This is a genomic window from Paenibacillus sp. RU5M (assembly GCF_900221055.1).
Lineage (GTDB): Bacteria > Bacillota > Bacilli > Paenibacillales > Paenibacillaceae > Paenibacillus > Paenibacillus marchantiae.
On sequence record NZ_OBQM01000001.1, the window covers coordinates 362,863 to 379,221 of the forward strand.

At 43.6% G+C, this 16,359-nt stretch carries 21 protein-coding genes; all 21 read left to right on the plus strand.

Annotated features, from left to right (window positions below; all coding sequences use genetic code 11):
• The first annotated feature begins 9 nt into the window (after positions 1 to 9).
• The 21 genes from CRO25_RS01770 to CRO25_RS01870 all read left to right on the plus strand — a co-directional run bounded on the left by CRO25_RS01770 (position 10) and on the right by CRO25_RS01870 (position 16,350).
• Positions 10 to 570 carry a hypothetical protein gene (locus CRO25_RS01770; RefSeq protein WP_072735253.1) on the plus strand — a complete coding sequence of 187 codons (561 nt, stop codon included), beginning with the start codon at positions 10 to 12 and terminating at the stop codon, positions 568 to 570.
• Positions 567 to 962 carry a hypothetical protein gene (locus CRO25_RS01775; protein WP_072735252.1) on the plus strand — a complete coding sequence of 132 codons (396 nt, stop codon included), beginning with the start codon at positions 567 to 569 and terminating at the stop codon, positions 960 to 962. Before CRO25_RS01770 ends, CRO25_RS01775 begins: the two co-directional genes overlap by 4 nt.
• Positions 963 to 972: 10 nt before the next feature.
• A complete protein-coding gene (locus CRO25_RS01780) occupies positions 973 to 1,887 on the plus strand; it encodes a hypothetical protein (protein ID WP_079694064.1) in 915 nt (304 codons plus the stop codon).
• Between the two features lie 179 nt (positions 1,888 to 2,066).
• Positions 2,067 to 2,393, plus strand: coding sequence for a hypothetical protein (locus CRO25_RS01785; RefSeq protein ID WP_072735250.1), 327 nt, complete (start codon positions 2,067 to 2,069; stop codon positions 2,391 to 2,393).
• Entirely contained in the window at positions 2,359 to 2,550 is a 192-nt protein-coding gene (locus CRO25_RS01790; protein WP_072735249.1) for a hypothetical protein, read from the plus strand. The genes CRO25_RS01785 and CRO25_RS01790 overlap by 35 nt, the downstream gene beginning before the upstream one ends.
• Before the next feature lie 234 nt (positions 2,551 to 2,784).
• Positions 2,785 to 3,201 carry a Na-translocating system protein MpsC family protein gene (locus CRO25_RS01795; protein WP_053784489.1) on the plus strand — a complete coding sequence of 139 codons (417 nt, stop codon included), beginning with the start codon at positions 2,785 to 2,787 and terminating at the stop codon, positions 3,199 to 3,201.
• A gap of 733 nt (positions 3,202 to 3,934) precedes the next feature.
• Positions 3,935 to 4,501, plus strand: a complete 567-nt coding sequence (locus CRO25_RS01800) for a sigma-70 family RNA polymerase sigma factor (RefSeq protein WP_170867926.1) — start codon at positions 3,935 to 3,937, stop codon at positions 4,499 to 4,501.
• 145 nt (positions 4,502 to 4,646) lie between these two features.
• Positions 4,647 to 5,024 carry a hypothetical protein gene (locus CRO25_RS01805; protein ID WP_072735248.1) on the plus strand — a complete coding sequence of 126 codons (378 nt, stop codon included), beginning with the start codon at positions 4,647 to 4,649 and terminating at the stop codon, positions 5,022 to 5,024.
• Positions 5,025 to 5,117: 93 nt separating this feature from the next.
• Complete coding sequence (locus CRO25_RS01810) at positions 5,118 to 5,564, plus strand: hypothetical protein (RefSeq protein ID WP_079694062.1); 447 nt, start codon at positions 5,118 to 5,120, stop codon at positions 5,562 to 5,564.
• A gap of 39 nt (positions 5,565 to 5,603) precedes the next feature.
• Positions 5,604 to 5,780, plus strand: coding sequence for a hypothetical protein (locus tag CRO25_RS33165; RefSeq protein WP_179818453.1), 177 nt, complete (start codon positions 5,604 to 5,606; stop codon positions 5,778 to 5,780).
• Between the two features lie 130 nt (positions 5,781 to 5,910).
• A complete protein-coding gene (locus tag CRO25_RS01820; RefSeq protein WP_079694060.1) occupies positions 5,911 to 6,543 on the plus strand; it encodes a lytic transglycosylase domain-containing protein in 633 nt (210 codons plus the stop codon).
• Between the two features lie 42 nt (positions 6,544 to 6,585).
• The gene (locus CRO25_RS01825; RefSeq protein ID WP_079694059.1) at positions 6,586 to 7,380 is read left to right on the plus strand and encodes a sigma-70 family RNA polymerase sigma factor; all 795 of its coding nucleotides are present in this window, start codon (positions 6,586 to 6,588) and stop codon (positions 7,378 to 7,380) included.
• 155 nt (positions 7,381 to 7,535) lie between these two features.
• Positions 7,536 to 8,723, plus strand: a complete 1,188-nt coding sequence (locus CRO25_RS01830) for a D-alanyl-D-alanine carboxypeptidase family protein (protein WP_079694058.1) — start codon at positions 7,536 to 7,538, stop codon at positions 8,721 to 8,723.
• A gap of 18 nt (positions 8,724 to 8,741) precedes the next feature.
• Positions 8,742 to 9,368: a nucleoside recognition domain-containing protein gene (locus tag CRO25_RS01835; RefSeq protein ID WP_063568316.1), complete on the plus strand. Its 627-nt coding sequence runs from the start codon at positions 8,742 to 8,744 to the stop codon at positions 9,366 to 9,368.
• A gap of 6 nt (positions 9,369 to 9,374) precedes the next feature.
• Positions 9,375 to 9,908 carry a spore maturation protein gene (locus CRO25_RS01840; protein WP_063568317.1) on the plus strand — a complete coding sequence of 178 codons (534 nt, stop codon included), beginning with the start codon at positions 9,375 to 9,377 and terminating at the stop codon, positions 9,906 to 9,908.
• A gap of 64 nt (positions 9,909 to 9,972) precedes the next feature.
• A complete protein-coding gene (locus tag CRO25_RS01845) occupies positions 9,973 to 10,791 on the plus strand; it encodes a serine protease (protein WP_079694057.1) in 819 nt (272 codons plus the stop codon).
• Positions 10,792 to 11,012: 221 nt separating this feature from the next.
• Positions 11,013 to 11,762 (plus strand): pseudouridine synthase, encoded by a 750-nt coding sequence (locus CRO25_RS01850; protein WP_063568319.1) that lies wholly within the window; start codon positions 11,013 to 11,015, stop codon positions 11,760 to 11,762.
• A 253-nt stretch (positions 11,763 to 12,015) separates the two neighbouring features.
• Positions 12,016 to 12,543, plus strand: coding sequence for a redoxin domain-containing protein (locus tag CRO25_RS01855; RefSeq protein ID WP_063568320.1), 528 nt, complete (start codon positions 12,016 to 12,018; stop codon positions 12,541 to 12,543).
• Positions 12,544 to 12,557: 14 nt separating this feature from the next.
• Complete coding sequence (locus CRO25_RS01860) at positions 12,558 to 14,231, plus strand: cytochrome c biogenesis protein ResB (protein ID WP_079694056.1); 1,674 nt, start codon at positions 12,558 to 12,560, stop codon at positions 14,229 to 14,231.
• The gene (gene ccsA / locus CRO25_RS01865) at positions 14,228 to 15,490 is read left to right on the plus strand and encodes a cytochrome c biogenesis protein CcsA (protein ID WP_079694055.1); all 1,263 of its coding nucleotides are present in this window, start codon (positions 14,228 to 14,230) and stop codon (positions 15,488 to 15,490) included. The genes CRO25_RS01860 and ccsA overlap by 4 nt, the downstream gene beginning before the upstream one ends.
• A 143-nt stretch (positions 15,491 to 15,633) precedes the next feature.
• A complete protein-coding gene (locus CRO25_RS01870) occupies positions 15,634 to 16,350 on the plus strand; it encodes a response regulator transcription factor (RefSeq protein ID WP_017687664.1) in 717 nt (238 codons plus the stop codon).
• The last annotated feature ends 9 nt before the right edge of the window (positions 16,351 to 16,359 follow it).

The window sequence follows — 16,359 nt, forward strand, 5'->3', positions numbered from 1 at the left end:
TGAGTGGACATGACTGTGCATCAAGGAAACGTTGTAGGAACCGCCGCGAGCGGTTCTCTTTTTACCCAAAGTAAGGCGGGAGTTCCTCATCATGTTGGATACAATCTCGAAGCTGTTCCGTCAACCTTTGAAGGCAAGGAAATGATCTATTCGCTAGGAGCACTATCTACTACGGCTAAATTAATTGACATCTATCGTTGGGGAACGTGGAGGCTGCTGGACAGCCATGGTGATGATCTGATCGGATACGTTACGGACAAGTATATTTACGGAGCAAGAACCAGGATTGGAATTCCTTACGAAAAAAATATGATCCTGAAGCACAAGTTCTTGACTCAATCTAGTGGAGTAGGCTTAATCCGAGAAACCATCAGAGGACTGAAAGTGAAGCAGAATTATGCGGGTCTCGATTGGTGTATCAAGGTCAAAATTCCTGTTAACCAGTCCGGTTTGGTAGGAAAAACGTGGGGAGATTGGTCTTACAGCGGAAGTGGCAATACGCCCGGTGCTCATCTGCGTCCACGGAGATATCCTGATACACATATTCCTAGAAGGAGGGAAGAGCCTTGAATCGAACATGGAAACTGATGGAGGAGATGAGAAAAGTGATGTTGCCAGTTTCATTTGCCCGAAGAGTAGAGTATGTTGGCGGTGGGGCAATGGCGTTGATCGATATTCCGATGGAGCATCCTCGATTCATGATTAAAACGATCAGGGTCATTCCGTCCAGAGAAACGAATGTGGAAGTTCATGTACTGAATAGCGCAGGCCCTCATCCGGAGGTTCTGTATTTCAACAATGCCCAATACTCGACGGGAAATTTTATGGAAGGCATTTACGATATGATCGATTTGCCTTATGAGGACATCGATGGGACTTCCACACTTCACTTGTCGTTGAAAAATTTAGGAACAGATGTGGCCAACTTCGATATAGAGGTCGTTGGTTTGACTACAAGGTAGGAGGGATACCATGGATATTGTTTCATTCAGCAAAGCTGCCAAGGTAGAACGTGAAGTCAAACAAGCCAGAGATTCCTTTGCCACGCTTGATGGAAGACTGGACGCAGTGTCCACTGGTAATGTCGTTTCGGTGAGACTAAAGACGGAGCTGCCGACCATAGGTGAAGCAGGAAGATTATATCTGGTACGCCAGGACTCAAGCAATCAGAACACTTCAACGACGTATACATACAGTGGTGGGGAATATGTGAAGGTTGGCGGTGACCGAGTCTCTAATCATACCGATAACGGAGCCGTGAATATCAATGGTACCAAAACGATGATTTACTCCCACCCCGACACACACAGTGCGGACATTATAATAGATGGAAGTACTAAAGTGATTATGACCTCACAAGAGCGTGAAAAGCTACTCAATATCGAGATTGAAGCGAATCATTATATCCATCCCGATACACATAGCGCAGATATGATTATCGATGGTGCAACCCATGTGAGTATGACTTTGTCCGAGCGCAAGCGCCTGAGCGTGATAGACCCTTGGGATGCAATCAGTGATTTGGTGGATTACACAGACGTAGTTACTTATTTTGCGTTTGATATGCAAGGCCGGGTCATTCGACAAGTCGTCACAGACAATTACACAGAGCAGGTAGTCACAGAGCCATTGTTGTCCATGCCGATTTCGACAGATGGGTATACGCAAAATGATTCGTTTTTGGTGATATCTGTTGGTGAAGTCCATCGGTTGGATGGTCAAGTATTCGTGCAGCTGCCGACCTTGGTCGATGTAATATATCAATATGATGATGAAGGAAGACTGGATTCAAAGTCCATCACCAGGATGGCAGCAACTCCAATTCAGACCAACTTCAAATACATCTATGACTCTCTGGGCAATCGCATAGCGGTTAAAAAATATTAAGGGATAGCTTATGCTGTCCTTTTTTTGTTCCAAAAAAGAGAAATGCGACTGCACAGATTTAACATTCTGACGATTAGGACGTATAGAGAGAATAGTGAAGGTATGATGGCTGACACTCGAAGTTTATTCTTTATTTCCTAGTACGTTAGAACATTAATTTAGCCAGGAGGTATTACTAGATGAATATTGGACTCACCGCTAATTTCTATTTCAAGGGAAGTGGCAAAAAGAAAACAGTAACATGGATTGAGGACAATCCCAGGCTGCAACAGAAAGAGAAGGATTCCGATAAGGTTGTTCGCGAGATTCCTTTAACTGCCGATGAAGTCAAGCAAGAATACCGAAGACTTTTCAACAAACATAAAAATGAGGGGAAGTCGATCACTTTGGAAGATACAGATGATGTTGTGCACATCATTGATCTCACCGATGTTCGCAATATTGAACTTACTTCAAAGGAGGAAAACATCGATGCTCTACAGACTGACCTTTGCGTTGAATCATGAGGAGATTATCACGATGGAGATGACCACGGAGAAGGACGATCTAGTTGGTGCAACGGAAGAAGCGTTCGATGTAATTGAGAAGGAATATGGTGCCAATGTAGTTTTGAATCTGGTGGCGTTCAGCCTGCTCAAAGTTGACGTGCCTAATGAACAATAAGTTTAAAAATAGATGCTAAAACGAAATAGTATAGTTCTAAGTGTAATGTGCTGCTTTATTTGCATAATTGTAAAACCAGCGATATACCCCAAGCCTACTTCTGGGGTCTATTCCTTTTTCATGAAAAGATCGTGGGGACTTTAGTCCGTAAACGCATTGAAACTTGTCTTGTATAAGGAGTTTTGATTAAATTAGGTTTGATTATTGTATTCAGGGGCAATAGGAGGAAAAAGGATGATTGTAGGGAGGGATGTGAACATTGAGATAAAAGACTTGGAAAGAGAACTCGCGAAAATGGCATCAAGAATAAGAAAAGATTTTACTGAACGCGGGCCAGTAGATACCAGAGTCGTCATCATGAATCATTTTATCATCCTAAAGTTTACAGCAAAATTCACCAAACCTGAAGCGTTCATGCTTGAACACATGCAATCGCATTCCAGTCAGATCTTTGCCGAATACAAGCTGAAGCTTGCACAAATGATGAGAGAAGATTTCAGTCCTGTTTTCTCCTATATTCACCTGGGTTTGAAAATTGAAGATATAGAAACCATGTTCTTTGGCACTGATTTTGCGGAACAGGTAACTGTCTTTAAAATGAACAAGGATGTTGAGGGGCTGCTGAAAAATGATGCTATAAACATGCCTTAAGACTCATGAAAATTCATTTTTTTATTGGATAGGTTCTTCGGAACTAATTTTGATGTTGACAATATCCTACATATTTCCTTATACTACCCTTATGGCGATCAGATAGAATTAATAATCTTGACGAAGCCTGTAATTGGATTAAAGGGCTTCAAGACCATATCTTCGGTAATTGGAACGAAATAGATGTCAGACCAAGACCGACACATTCCACCATTTTGGTATTTTCCTAGTGGTGCGCTCTGTGTTGGTCTTTTTGTTTGCAAAAAACAGGCTTTACGTTTCGCATTTGGCTTCGTATATAGTGGGTAAATGGTGTACTAAAGAAGCTGATAAAAATATGTTGCGAACATTAGTTCGTATTTGTTATTCTGAATGTAATAGGTTGGAAAAGTGTCTCTGGATAAAATGTCCCATTGCTGAGTTTTGAAAGATAGTTTATATCTTGATCTGGATCGAAAGGGGAGGTGCATCATCTGCGCAATTTATATGTAATGCAAAAGACTTATCTAGCTTTACGCTTTGCCTGAAGATGAAGTTTTCATATTTACGAAGAAGTGATAACACTACATATTAGATATGGTTTTTTGGACATCGGCAAGGAATATTTGAAGTTTGATTAAGGTGCGAGATACTAGATTGTTGAGTGATCAAGAATTGATCAAAATTTTAACTATAGAAATGCAAGTTATAGAGTTTAAACAAACAACTAAATAGTCATTGGGGGAAAATGATAATGTCTGCTACAACTGCTATGGGGTTTGATGATTTATTTGAAATTGGGGATATAGATACGTTCTTGAACAAAGCACAGGAAAAATGTCGCCATAAACTTAGAGGCAAAACGTTTGCAGGGATGGAAAAAGAGGATGTAACGCAGGAGATCATGATTAAGTTGTATAACGCGCTGGACAAGTATGACGCAGAAAAAGCAAAAATGTCGACGTTTGTTGATCACCTAATCGAAAATAAAATCAAGGATATGTATCGCAAATGCATGTCTGAGAAAAACCTCAGTGTCGTTAACGCTGTCCAGCTAGTGTGTACAGATCTTGGTGCAAGTGATGAAAGTGATGGAACAGATACAGCGCTAACGCTTGGGCACGCCGGATTTGCCTTTGAGAATTTTGAATTCGTAACTGACATCATGGAGAATATGAAGCTTAATGACCGGGAAAAAGAGATTTTTAAACTTCGAACCTCGGGGTACGAGTTTGTAGAAATTGCAGCAATGTTAGGTGTATCCAAGGCACGCATATCACAGTTATGGAAAGCGATTCGTGAGAAATACGAAGCTCTGTAGTTTTAAATGAAGTGGCAATTCATAGCCAAAGTTTGTTGCAGATCGATCAAAACGTTACATAGAACTAAGAGCACCCTTAACGGGGTGCTTTTTTATATCGTATAGAGTAATTAATCGATTGAATAATGGAAGGTGGCAGAAGAATATGCTCAGTGTTGTTGTGTTGGGATTTACGTTGGAAAGTCTGTCGGGATTTTCTGATATTGCTTGGGCCCACCATGATTCATCCACAGCTTCCGACCTAAGTAACCGGGAGTATGCGTTGATTATTGAGAAGGTTGTGTTTCAAGCGGATGCGTTGCTAGTTAATCTTGATGTGGAAAAGCTGACTCCTACTGAGATAGTGATCTTGCATCATGCGTATATTCAAAACAAACCAATCATGGGTGTAGGACTCAGAGTATGGGAGCCTGTCATTGAAGAGATGTTGTCCAATCGAATAAATGATCTTGAGCGGGCTGTAAAGCATATTCGAACGCATTATACGCTCATAAGTGGCGCCCTAAATGTCTCTCCTGTGTAAATCGTTAACTGCTAGTAATATAACGCGTATAGAGAAATTGAAGAGCTGGATAGCCGGGTCCAAGATAATTTAAATATATGGAGGTATGATTGTATGACACATATGATAAAAGCAAAAGACGATACATTAACCGAAGAATTGGTTGCAAGTTTGATTGGAAAATGCGTTCACGCACCAACGAATGTGCATGAGATTCAAACGCCAACAGGCGCAACAACAAAAGCCAATGTATGGTTTGCAGGTATTGTAGCTGGCTATGAAAAAGCCGTTATTGGATTCAATTACGAAGCGGGTGAATTTCACGAAGAACCGCAAACCTACTACAACGTTCATTTAACGGACGGTATGGGATATATTCTCACAAGTGCATTTGAACTTGAGATCCATGAGTTGACACAAGAGGAGTTTGCTCAATTGATCGAGGAGAAGAAAAAAGAGGAGAACACCACTGAATCCCTTTCTGCTGTACAAAGCGATAAAGAAACAAACGAAGAATCAAACGAACAAACAAACCCTGAGCTTCTTATTGGTCATGAATAAATGGACATGAAAAATTATGCCTTAGATATCGCTGTAAAGATGTTTACATCACCAGCACCAATGGATCTTGAAGAACAGATTAATACCTGGATGAGTGACAAACCAAATGTATTGGTCATTGGACTGGATGTTACTTCCTCTTACGATTCGGCAAATAGCAGGATAGAGTATGCAGCAATCTTGGCATATCAGACTAGTGAACAAGATGCATCTTAATAGAAATAGGGAAGCCTTTGATTCGATAATAGACCCTCTAATTAATTGGGCCACAAGATCGTACAAGCAGTGAAAAACCACGGTTTCCTTCTATTATATAAGGCTTAACCTAAGGAGGTGAGCAATCCCGTTGGTCACATTTGAAAAAATCGGGATTATCATTACGGCGGTACTGGCATCGATAACGATATATGGAGGGCTAATTGTACCAGCTGCTTCTAATCCGATTGGAGAACAAAATACAAAACAAACCCTAAAGCAAGTGAAGTTAGATCCGGACGCTACGTCCCATAAAGAAATGGTAGATATGCTAGAGCATTATATCGAAACTTATCAGGAGAAGACGGTAAGCCGAGCTAAACTGTTGAAGTATGTGAAATGGGTGGACCAATATATTGAAGGATCCAATATGGATTCCGTGTGGATATTGGCCATGATGTGGCAGGAGAGCCGCTTATTAGAGGATAGCACATCATCTCATGGAGCCATTGGACTGCTTCAAATACTACCAAGTACGGCCAAATCGTTTGGTATTAGCGGCAGTGACTTATACAAGCCGGAAGTTAACATCAAAACCGGTATTGAATATATGGAATATCTGTTGGAAAAGTATGACGGCAACCTTCGTACAGCAACGATTGCGTACAATCAAGGGGAGGGCAATGTAGACAAAGGCAAAGCTCGCCCATGGTATTACAACCAAGTGAAGAAACACCATAACACAATGGTTCAGATGCTAAAGAAAATCAATAAAGAACGTTAGATTGTTGGTGAACTTCCACAACATTTACATAGGGAGATCAAGATGGATAAATTTTCAGAACATATTAGCATGAATTTGAAGTTGGACAAGAAATTTTACTCTATGGACCTTGTAGGAAATATTGAACGATGTCAAGTCGATGAACATTTTCTAGGAGATAGCATTTTGGTTAATGAGAACTTGATTTGGCATTCAGTACATAAATACATTGGAAAACCGGAAGTCATTATCAAAAATCATTGTGTGGAAAAAGACGATATTCTTCAATTGGGGCGCCTTGGATTTATTAAAGCAGTCAAAGCATTTGACACAGGACGTGGGGTGAAATTCAGTTCATTTGCTGTTACTGCGATTGTAAGGGAAATCCGATGTTTTCTGAGAGACAGTGCAAGTATTATTCGCCCCACTCGCACGGCTACAGAATTAATTAACCGAATCAATCGGCTGGAGCACGATATGGGGTATCTCCCGACAGCTCATGAAATCGCTTTGTTGCTTGACGAGGAAGAGGAGAAAATCAACAAGGCGCTCCAAGTGGGCAAGGGAGTTAAATACCTGGATGAGCCTGTCGGAGCAGATGATCAGCAAGCCCAAGCAGTTACATTGATGGATACCATCTATAGCGGGGAAAATATTGAAGATGGAGTGGTCGACAGAATTTATGTTGACGCAGTTATAGAATCGGTGAAACGCAAGTTAAGCGAGAAGGAAGTCACTGTCCTGAAGCATCGGGTAGAGGGCTTTAATCAGACACAGACAGCAGAGATGGAGGATATTAGCCAGATGAGAGTCTCCAGAATTATGCGAAAAGTGGCAAAGATGCTGGAATATAACTAAATTTAATCATTCCTAGCAACTAATCCTAAAACTATGAGATCCCTTCCGCAGCATGTGCGAGAGGGATTTTTGCTGTTTTCTAACACTGGGACATACTTCGGGTTGTCCAGACATAAGCTAGTACAAGATTCCAAGTGACCCGGAGGAATGAATCGATGCGAAAATTAATGAAATTTATGGCATGTATGCTTGTACCTTTGTTTCTGTTTCCCTCATTTGGGCTTGCTGAAGCCCAGGGAACTATCCCCGGCCCCTCAAACCATGCGCAAAGCGCTGCTCTCATTGATGTGACGTCGGGCCGAATATTGTACAGCAAAGATGGGGATAAGGAACTGAGAATTGCCAGCTTGACCAAAATCATGACGGCAATTGTTGCGATTGAACACGGTAAACTGGATGACAAAGTAAAGGTAACTTCTTCGGCTTTTGCCAAAGAAGGGTCTTCCATCTATCTCAAGCTGGGTGAAGAAATGACACTTGAAAACATGCTATATGGGCTGATGCTGCGATCAGGCAACGATGCGGCCTCGGCGATTGCTGAACATGTCGGTGGATCTGAAGAAGGCTTTGTCCTGTTAATGAACAAAAAGGCAGAGCATATTGGTCTGACCCATTCCCATTTTATGAATCCCCATGGACTTGACGCAGACGGTCATTACTCCACCGCCAATGACCTTGCACGCTTAACTGCGTATGCGCTCAAGAATCCGGTGTTCAAACGTATTGTAGCTACGGAGAACAAGTCGGCTCCAAATCCGAATGAGAGCTGGGAGTACTCCTGGCAAAACAAAAATAAAATGCTGCGGTTGTACGAGGGGGCCGATGGCGTAAAGACCGGATATACCAAAAAGGCGTTCCGTTGTCTGGTCAGCTCTGCTACTCGCAATGGGCAACAGCTTGCTGCGGTAACCCTGAACGATGGCGACGATTGGAATGACCATGCACGTATGCTGGATTTCGGTTTTGAAAACTTCCCTTTGGTGGAAATTGCAAAAAAAGAACAGCCTGTACAAAACACGGATGTGGTCACAGGTCGCGGGTTCACCTATCCTCTAGCGAAGAGTGAGACGTCCTCATTGACGAAAAAGCTGATTTTACTCGATAACCGGGCACAGGAGAGTACAGAGGGAGATTCAAAAACGACAGATCCTACTTTTGGACTGGCTGGCCGAATTGATATGCAGCTTGACGGGAAACTTGTGGGTTCAATTCCTGTGTATCGCAAAGGAAGTTATATTCCGCCAGAGCCGAAGACAGAGGATGCAACTCTGGGAGGGATCGGTGAAATTTCTACCTGGGCTTCCGCATGGCGCGCGGTATTAAGCCATTTGTTATCTCCATAATGAGGGGAGGGTTATCCTTTGATCAATTTAATCTGGCTTCTTATGATCGTAACCGGATTTGCTTTTGCAGCAGCACAAGGCAAAATTGAAGTCGTTACGCAGGCGGCTTTTGATGGAGCAGCCACCGGAGTAACGGTATGTTTTGGACTGATCAGTGTGCTCGTGTTCTGGATGGGCATGATGAAAATGGCTGAGGATGCAGGGCTGCTGGGACGAATCGCGAAGCTGCTAGGTCCGGTTGTTGGCTTTTTGTTCCCGGATGTTCCGCGGAATCATCCAGCCATGGGCTATATTTTATCCAACATGAGTGCCAATCTGCTCGGCCTAGGCAATGCGGCAACCCCAATGGGGATCAAAGCCATGCAGCAACTGCAAGAGCTGAATCCGGATAAACAAACTGCGTCCCCTGCCATGTGTACTTTGCTGGCTCTGAATACAGCGAGTATCACCATTATTCCGACAACCCTGATAGCCATTCGACTTAATTATCATTCCGCGAATGCCACGGAAATTGTAGGCACCACGCTAATGGCAACCATTATTGCGACATTTGCAGCCATCGTAGCCGATCGCTGGTACCGAAATAGGGCACTTCATAGGCCGCCACGTGTACATAAAAGTGACAATCCCGGTATGAAAGGATGAGCAACGTTGTTAACCTTCATCAACTGGATTTCCGTCTGGGCCATTCCGGTTATCATCGCGTTTGTTCCATTATATGCGTTTACCAAAAAGGTCCCGGTCTACGAATCTTTTGTTGATGGGGCCAAAGATGGCTTCTCTACGGCAATCAGCATTATTCCCCATCTGGTAGGCATGATGGTTGCGATCAGTGTATTTCGTGCTTCCGGTGCATTGGATTATGTGATCAGCCTATTCGCACCCCTTGTGTCCTGGATGGGGGTTCCGGGAGAAGTATTGCCACTCGGTATTTTGCGTCCTTTGACCGGGACAGGCTCGCTTGCCTTTACGACTGACCTGATCAAAACCTATGGACCTGACTCGATGATTGGTCGCATGGCTTCCACAATTCAAGGCAGTACGGATACAACACTATATGTATTGACTGTTTATTTTGGAGCGGTAGGTATACGCAATGGTCGCTATGCGCTCAAAGTTGGGTTGTTTTCCGATCTGGTTGGATTCATTGCTGCCTTGGTCATTTGTTTGATTGTATTTGGTTAAAAATATGGCCTCTCCTTCCGATATACGAATTATGCTAGAATGATAGCGGAGGAGAGTGAGAACCATGCAAAAGAGTTGGAAACGAATGCTCCGCTTTGGGATGTCAGGTATGCTTGCCATTGCGTTGCTTGCAGGACAGACGGGGTTGGCTGCGGCTCAAGCCGTTAATACGATTCATTTTACGGGTTACTTCGATAAACAACTACGTGCTCAGTTGGCCGTTACAGCGGATTCTTTTCCAGTTGTGAACGTACGTCTGGTCAAACAGGATGAACCCGATTCAGTATATTATGATGTAGGTACATCCATACTGATCTCCAAGGATGAGGTGCTAACTAACTATCATGTCGTTCAGGATTATGCTGAACTGTCTGATGGGGATGAAGGCACACTTACTGTAGCAAGCCCAGGTCATCTGGACAAGCCGGTTAAAGCCAAAATCATCAAAACAGATCCGGTGACAGATATGGCATTGCTGAAGCTGGACAAAGAAATCGACGCACAACCGGTGACTTTTGCAACTGCGAAAGATAATCAAATCGTCTATACCATCGGATTTCCTAAAAATTCCGCCGGGGAACTTGTGCTGTTGGACGAAGATTTCCCTTCAACTTACAATACAATCGCCAAGAGCCGAGTATTTAATTCACAAGATTCGGACGTTCCAGGCAAGAAGGGCATTGGCAGTATCGTCAAATCAGTGGCACAAGGCAATTCAGGTGGCCCTGTTCTGGATCAGAACAATCGGGTTATTGGCATGATGACCTTTGTATACGGAGGACGTACTTATTATATTACTTCCAAAACGTTGCAATCCTTCATTAAAGAAAGTGCAACCCCTGCGAAAAAACAGGTCGTTGTTGCTGGTAAAGTAGCCAATTAAACTTATTCATGTTGCAGTGGTTACATATGGTTGGAATTGAACGGCTCACCTTAACGCTCCTGACGAATACAGGCAGTGAGAGGGTGAGCTTTTTTGGTCTAAATTCATAGCTAAATGCAGCTTAAAAGGTGTTTACAACCCATCCGTTAACAAAATCGATGGATTATCCTTGTGATTTCCGGCCTTGATGGGTATCATTAGTGTGAGGTGACATGACAAACATGGAAAGATTACAAAAAATTATCGCACAGGCAGGCATTGCATCCCGCCGCAAGAGCGAGGAACTGATCCTGTCCGGCAAAGTAGAAGTTAACGGGGAGGTCGTAACCGAACTGGGTACGAAAGCGAACCCCGAAGAGGATATGATTACGGTTAATGGTAAACCGATCCGCAGTGAAAAGAAAGTGTACATGATGTTGAACAAACCGAAGGGTGTTATCACAAGTGCTTCAGACCCGGAAGGTCGGAAAATTGTCTCCGACTATCTTAAAGGTGTCAAAGAACGTGTGTATCCCGTTGGTCGTCTGGATTATGACACAGAAGGATTGCTCATTCTGACCAATGATGGCGAGTTTGCGCATTTGTTGACGCATCCGAAGCATCATGTACCCAAAACGTATCATGCAACCGTTAAAGGTGTTCCACATGGTTCGGCTCTGGAGAAATTAAAGACAGGCATTATGCTGGACGACGGTATGACAGCTCCGGCAGAGATTGAGTACAAAGATGTGGATACCGCAGCAAATGAATCTGTTATCTCTATTACGATTTACGAAGGGCGTAACCGTCAGGTTAGACGTATGTTCGAAGCGATTAACCATCCGGTAACACGTCTGAAACGTATTTCGTTTGGTGGTATTTTGCTTCAAAACCTGAAACGGGGACTCACACGCAATCTAACCAAAGAAGAAGTCAACAACCTGATTACACTCGCAAAATCAGAACCCGCCAAAAAAATGAAAAAAAGGTAATGTGAGGACACATAATTTTCATAAAAGCGCCGCAGTTTTGTGACGAAATTCGCTATAATTGTTCATAGGATGTTCACAGTTGTCCAAGACCGTTATATGCGAATGCTAGTCACTCAAGCTTTTTGCATAAATCCCCGGAGCGACTTTCAATCAGCAAGAGTTAGATCGAAATGGTGTTATTCGTCTAATTCTTGTACCCGGGAGCGTTTAAATTCAAATTATGCAAAAAGCTGACTTAAAAGGGGAGCAGCACATGGGGAAATCAAGAAGAGCGGTGCAAATCGTCATTTTGTTATTGATCCTGGTGTTGGGCGGATATGCGATTACGACATCGGTATCCGGCTCGAATGGCAAGCCAAAAGAAGGGGACAAGGCTCCTTCTTTTGAACTGCTGGGCCTGGATGGACAAGTTCATACGTCTGAGGAATACAAAGGCAAAGCCATGGTAATCAACTTCTGGGGAACATGGTGTGAGCCTTGTGTCAAAGAGATGCCTGCGCTGCAAGCGCAAGCGGACAAATGGAAGGACCAGGGTGTGCAATTTGTTGGTATCAATGTTGGGGAAGACCAGATGACCGTGGAAAATTTTGTTCGACAGGTGGGCGTTACGTTTCCGATTATGCTCGACCGTGACAAAAACTCAATCCGGGATTTTGGCATTTCGCCGATGCCAACGACATTTTTTGTCTCCGACACGGGCAAAATCTCCACCATTCATATCGGTCAACTTGATTTGGACACACTTGACGCTCAAATTTCACAACTGGCGAAACAGCCCTGACAGGAGGTCTAGTCGTGTTCCAAAATACGAAATGTGAGTGCGGACACCAGAATCCGGTGGGCACTGTGCTGTGTGAAGCCTGTGGCAAGCCGCTGCTGGAGGCCGAGGTCAAATCGGATGAAGTATTGGAAATGCGTTATGATGGCATGGCGCGTCGTTCGCAGCGTACAAATCCCAAAATCATTGACCGCATATGGAACTTTTTCTCATCGGTCAAAATTGCTGTTTACATGATTGTGTTTACGCTTGTAGGTTCCATGCTGGGCACAATCTATCCACAAGAAAGTACATTTCTGAATATTGATCCATCCGTATATTACAAGGACACATACGGTCAGTTGGGTCATATCTATTATCTGCTGGGTCTGTCCCATACATACGAATCCTGGTGGTTTATTTTGCTACTGGTGCTGATCGGTGCCTCACTGGTCATATGCAGTCTTGACCGTGTACTTCCACTATACAAAGCCCTGAATAAACAGAAAATACGCAAACACATGCAGTTCCTTACACGCCAGCGACTGGTGTACCAAGGTTCCATAAATGAGGAATCAGAAGACTGGATTAAGAAAGCGGTTACGCCGCTTAAAAAGAAAGGTTATCGTGTGCATACCGAGGGTACTGCTTTGCTGGCTGAGAAACATCGATTCAGTCGCTGGGGGCCTTATGTTATCCATATCGGATTGATTATCTTTCTGCTCGCAGTACTTGCTCGAGGACTTCCCGGGCTGAATCTGGATGAGCATGTTGCTTTTCCCCAAGGGGAAATCAAAAAAATACCGAATACCTCCATGTATTTGAAAAATGAACAGTTTAATGTTGAATTTTACAAAGAAGATGAGGTTCCGGAACAGTTCCGTAATTTGAACAAAACCGTTCCAAAACTGTTTGAAACCAAAGTGGTATTGTACGAATGTACAGCAGATTGCTCGGATCCTTCCAAAAAACCTAAATTGACCGAAGTGGACCGACATGATGTTCGAGTGAACCATCCACTGAATTACAACGGGTTGAAGGCATATCAATTTGATTATGATTTGACGCCAACGATTCGATCGGTAACGCCTGATTTGGTCAATGCCCAGACGGGTGAGAAGTATGGAGCAATTCAAATTGCTATGGTGGATACGCAGCGATCGTTTGAGGCTGGACCCTATAGTCTTACTGTAAAAGAAAAATATATGGATTTTGGGCTGGATGAAAATGGAGAGCCCAAATCAAAGTCTCCTTCACCGAATGCGCCTGCCTTTCTATTTAACATCAAGGGACCCAATTTACCTGAAGCGGGAATGCAGTATTTGTATTTTGCGAAGCAGATCGATAAACAGCGTTTTCAGCAGGACGCAATTAACAAACAGCTAAATGGAGGAGAAATTCCTCTGCAGCTAGAGGTTGACAGCATGGATAAGGTAGACATCATTCAATCCGTAAGTTACCTCAATATCCGTATTGATAAGGCTATGCCTTTTGTGTGGGTTGGGGCAGGAATCGTTATGTTGGGTCTGGTTATGGGCTTTTACTGGCACCACCGACGCATTTGGATTCGGATTGATGATGGACAGCTCACCCTGGGCGGCCATACAAACAAAAACTGGTTTGGCTTCAGGCGTGAAATTGCAGCCGTGTTAAAACATATGAATGTGGAAGTGGATGAGAAGTCGTTGGATAACGGGGGGAACCAAACATGAGTTTATTGGATTTCAGCAGCGACGCATTTATCGTATCTTTTTTTCTATATTGTGCTGCATTTATGTTATATGGTGTTGCCATCATGGGCAAGAAATGGAGTAATCGTGACCCGCAGGCCCATGTAGAACGATGGGGAAAACGAGCCTTTATTGCATCAACTGTTGCACTAGCTGCACATCTCATCTTCTTTGGTACACGCTGGGCTGGAGCAGGCCATATACCCGTAAGTAATATGTATGAGTTTATGAGTTTTCTTTCCATGATGATTATGGTGGCATTTATTGTAGTTTACGCTATCTATCGCAAGTCGTTGCTAGGACTGTTTGCATTGCCACTAACCATCATTATTATGGCATATGCAGCCGTATTTCCTCAGGAAGTACAGCCGCTGATCCCTGCCTTACAATCGATATGGCTCAAGATCCACGTGACGTTGGCAGCTCTTGGCGAGGCATTCTTTGCCGTAGGCTTTGCGGCAGGATTCATGTACTTGTTACGTACAGTCGATTTCAGTGGCAAGGATAAGTCATCCAGACGCCAGCGCGGGTGGGTTGAATTTACATTAATCACTATCGTCGTTGTCGTTGGGTTTATTGGGTCGGTATTTGCTTTCCGTGCATCCGGATATGAGGCGGTTTTTGTTCAGAAAACCACTAGCATTGACACAGAGGTACAGGAAAATAGTACAATAGAGAAAGTGATTTATCGCATGCCTCCAATATTTGCGCCTTATAATAGCGAAGTGGAGAGCATAAAACCGTTTCTTGGTATGAAGGAACCTTTGCTTGAGACGCCTTCCTGGATGAACGGAGTTAATGCTGGACGTAAACTGAATACGGTAGTCTGGTCGTTAATTGTAGGGCTAATCTTATATGGAGTTATTCGTTTAATTGTAAGAAGACCGCTTGGACAGGCTCTGCAACCGATGCTGGATGGCATTGATGCGGATGATCTTGATGAGATTAGTTATCGCGCAATTGCTATAGGATTCCCTATATTTACATTGGGAGCATTAATTTTTGCCATGATCTGGGCCCAGATTGCCTGGAGCCGTTTCTGGGGATGGGACCCCAAAGAGGTGTGGGCACTGATAACATGGTTATATTATAGTGTGTACCTGCATTTGCGTTTGTCCAGAGGCTGGCAGGGCCGCAAGTCTGCCTGGCTTGCAGTACTTGGGTTTTTGGTCGTTATGTTTACGCTTGTTGGTGTGAATTTGATCATCGCCGGGTTGCATTCGTACGCAGGGGCAGACTAGGATAGGCAGTTTCGTGAAGTTCCCGAGAGAAATCCATGAAACACATACGTAAGCCCCTACGTCCAATGGGGCATTCAAATATTGTTCGCCAGATCGAACATAATAGAAGTGATGAGGAGTTATTGCAAAGGGGCTGGAGTGGAATGGCTGAACATGAGAACCGTATACTCGTCGTGGATGACGAGGAAAGAATCCGACGGCTTTTGAAAATGTATCTCGAAAAAGAAGGCTATGAAATCGATGAAGCAGAGGATGGGGAAACTGCGTTGCGAAAAGCAACTGCAGGTGACTATGGTCTGATTTTGCTTGATGTGATGTTGCCGGGCATGGACGGCGTTGAAGTATGTACCCGTCTGCGTCAGGTAAAATCAACTCCGGTTTTGATGCTTACTGCAAAAGGTGAAGAAATTAACCGCGTTCAGGGCTTTGAGGTTGGAGCAGATGACTATGTCGTTAAACCGTTCAGTCCACGTGAAGTGATTTACCGGGTGAAGGCTATTCTGCGTCGTTCTTCTGCGACAGCGTATCTGTCCAAGGAGAGTAATTCAAGTAACAATATCGTATTTCCTCATTTGGTCATCGAACATGATGCACACCGCGTAACCGCGGGTGGGGAAGAGATCAGTTTAACACCGAAAGAATATGAACTGTTGCATTATCTCGCGACATCTCCAGATAAAGTTTTTTCCAGAGAAGAGCTGCTGAAGGATGTATGGAATTATGAATTCTTTGGTGATCTTCGTACTGTGGATACGCACGTGAAGCGTCTTCGCGAGAAGTTAAACAAGGTTTCGCCAGAATCAGCGGCGATGATTACGACGGTGTGGGGTGTGGGTTATAAACTGGAAGTACCGAAGTAGTTTTAGTTT

Bases quoted from the DNA above. Each gene is read 5' to 3' on its own strand.
- CRO25_RS33165 (WP_179818453.1), top strand. From the start codon at position 5,604: ATGTTTACATCACCAGCACCAATGGATCTTGAAGAACAGATTAATACC.
- CRO25_RS01785 (WP_072735250.1), top strand. From the start codon at position 2,067: ATGAATATTGGACTCACCGCTAATTTCTATTTCAAGGGAAGTGGCAAA.
- CRO25_RS01795 (WP_053784489.1), top strand. From the start codon at position 2,785: ATGATTGTAGGGAGGGATGTGAACATTGAGATAAAAGACTTGGAAAGA.
- ccsA (WP_079694055.1), top strand. From the start codon at position 14,228: ATGAGTTTATTGGATTTCAGCAGCGACGCATTTATCGTATCTTTTTTT.
- CRO25_RS01780 (WP_079694064.1), top strand. From the start codon at position 973: ATGGATATTGTTTCATTCAGCAAAGCTGCCAAGGTAGAACGTGAAGTC.
- CRO25_RS01805 (WP_072735248.1), top strand. From the start codon at position 4,647: ATGCTCAGTGTTGTTGTGTTGGGATTTACGTTGGAAAGTCTGTCGGGA.
- CRO25_RS01870 (WP_017687664.1), top strand. From the start codon at position 15,634: ATGGCTGAACATGAGAACCGTATACTCGTCGTGGATGACGAGGAAAGA.
- CRO25_RS01770 (WP_072735253.1), top strand. From the start codon at position 10: ATGACTGTGCATCAAGGAAACGTTGTAGGAACCGCCGCGAGCGGTTCT.
- CRO25_RS01810 (WP_079694062.1), top strand. From the start codon at position 5,118: ATGACACATATGATAAAAGCAAAAGACGATACATTAACCGAAGAATTG.
- CRO25_RS01825 (WP_079694059.1), top strand. From the start codon at position 6,586: ATGGATAAATTTTCAGAACATATTAGCATGAATTTGAAGTTGGACAAG.
- CRO25_RS01790 (WP_072735249.1), top strand. From the start codon at position 2,359: ATGCTCTACAGACTGACCTTTGCGTTGAATCATGAGGAGATTATCACG.
- CRO25_RS01845 (WP_079694057.1), top strand. From the start codon at position 9,973: ATGCAAAAGAGTTGGAAACGAATGCTCCGCTTTGGGATGTCAGGTATG.
- CRO25_RS01855 (WP_063568320.1), top strand. From the start codon at position 12,016: ATGGGGAAATCAAGAAGAGCGGTGCAAATCGTCATTTTGTTATTGATC.
- CRO25_RS01850 (WP_063568319.1), top strand. From the start codon at position 11,013: ATGGAAAGATTACAAAAAATTATCGCACAGGCAGGCATTGCATCCCGC.
- CRO25_RS01830 (WP_079694058.1), top strand. From the start codon at position 7,536: ATGCGAAAATTAATGAAATTTATGGCATGTATGCTTGTACCTTTGTTT.
- CRO25_RS01800 (WP_170867926.1), top strand. From the start codon at position 3,935: ATGTCTGCTACAACTGCTATGGGGTTTGATGATTTATTTGAAATTGGG.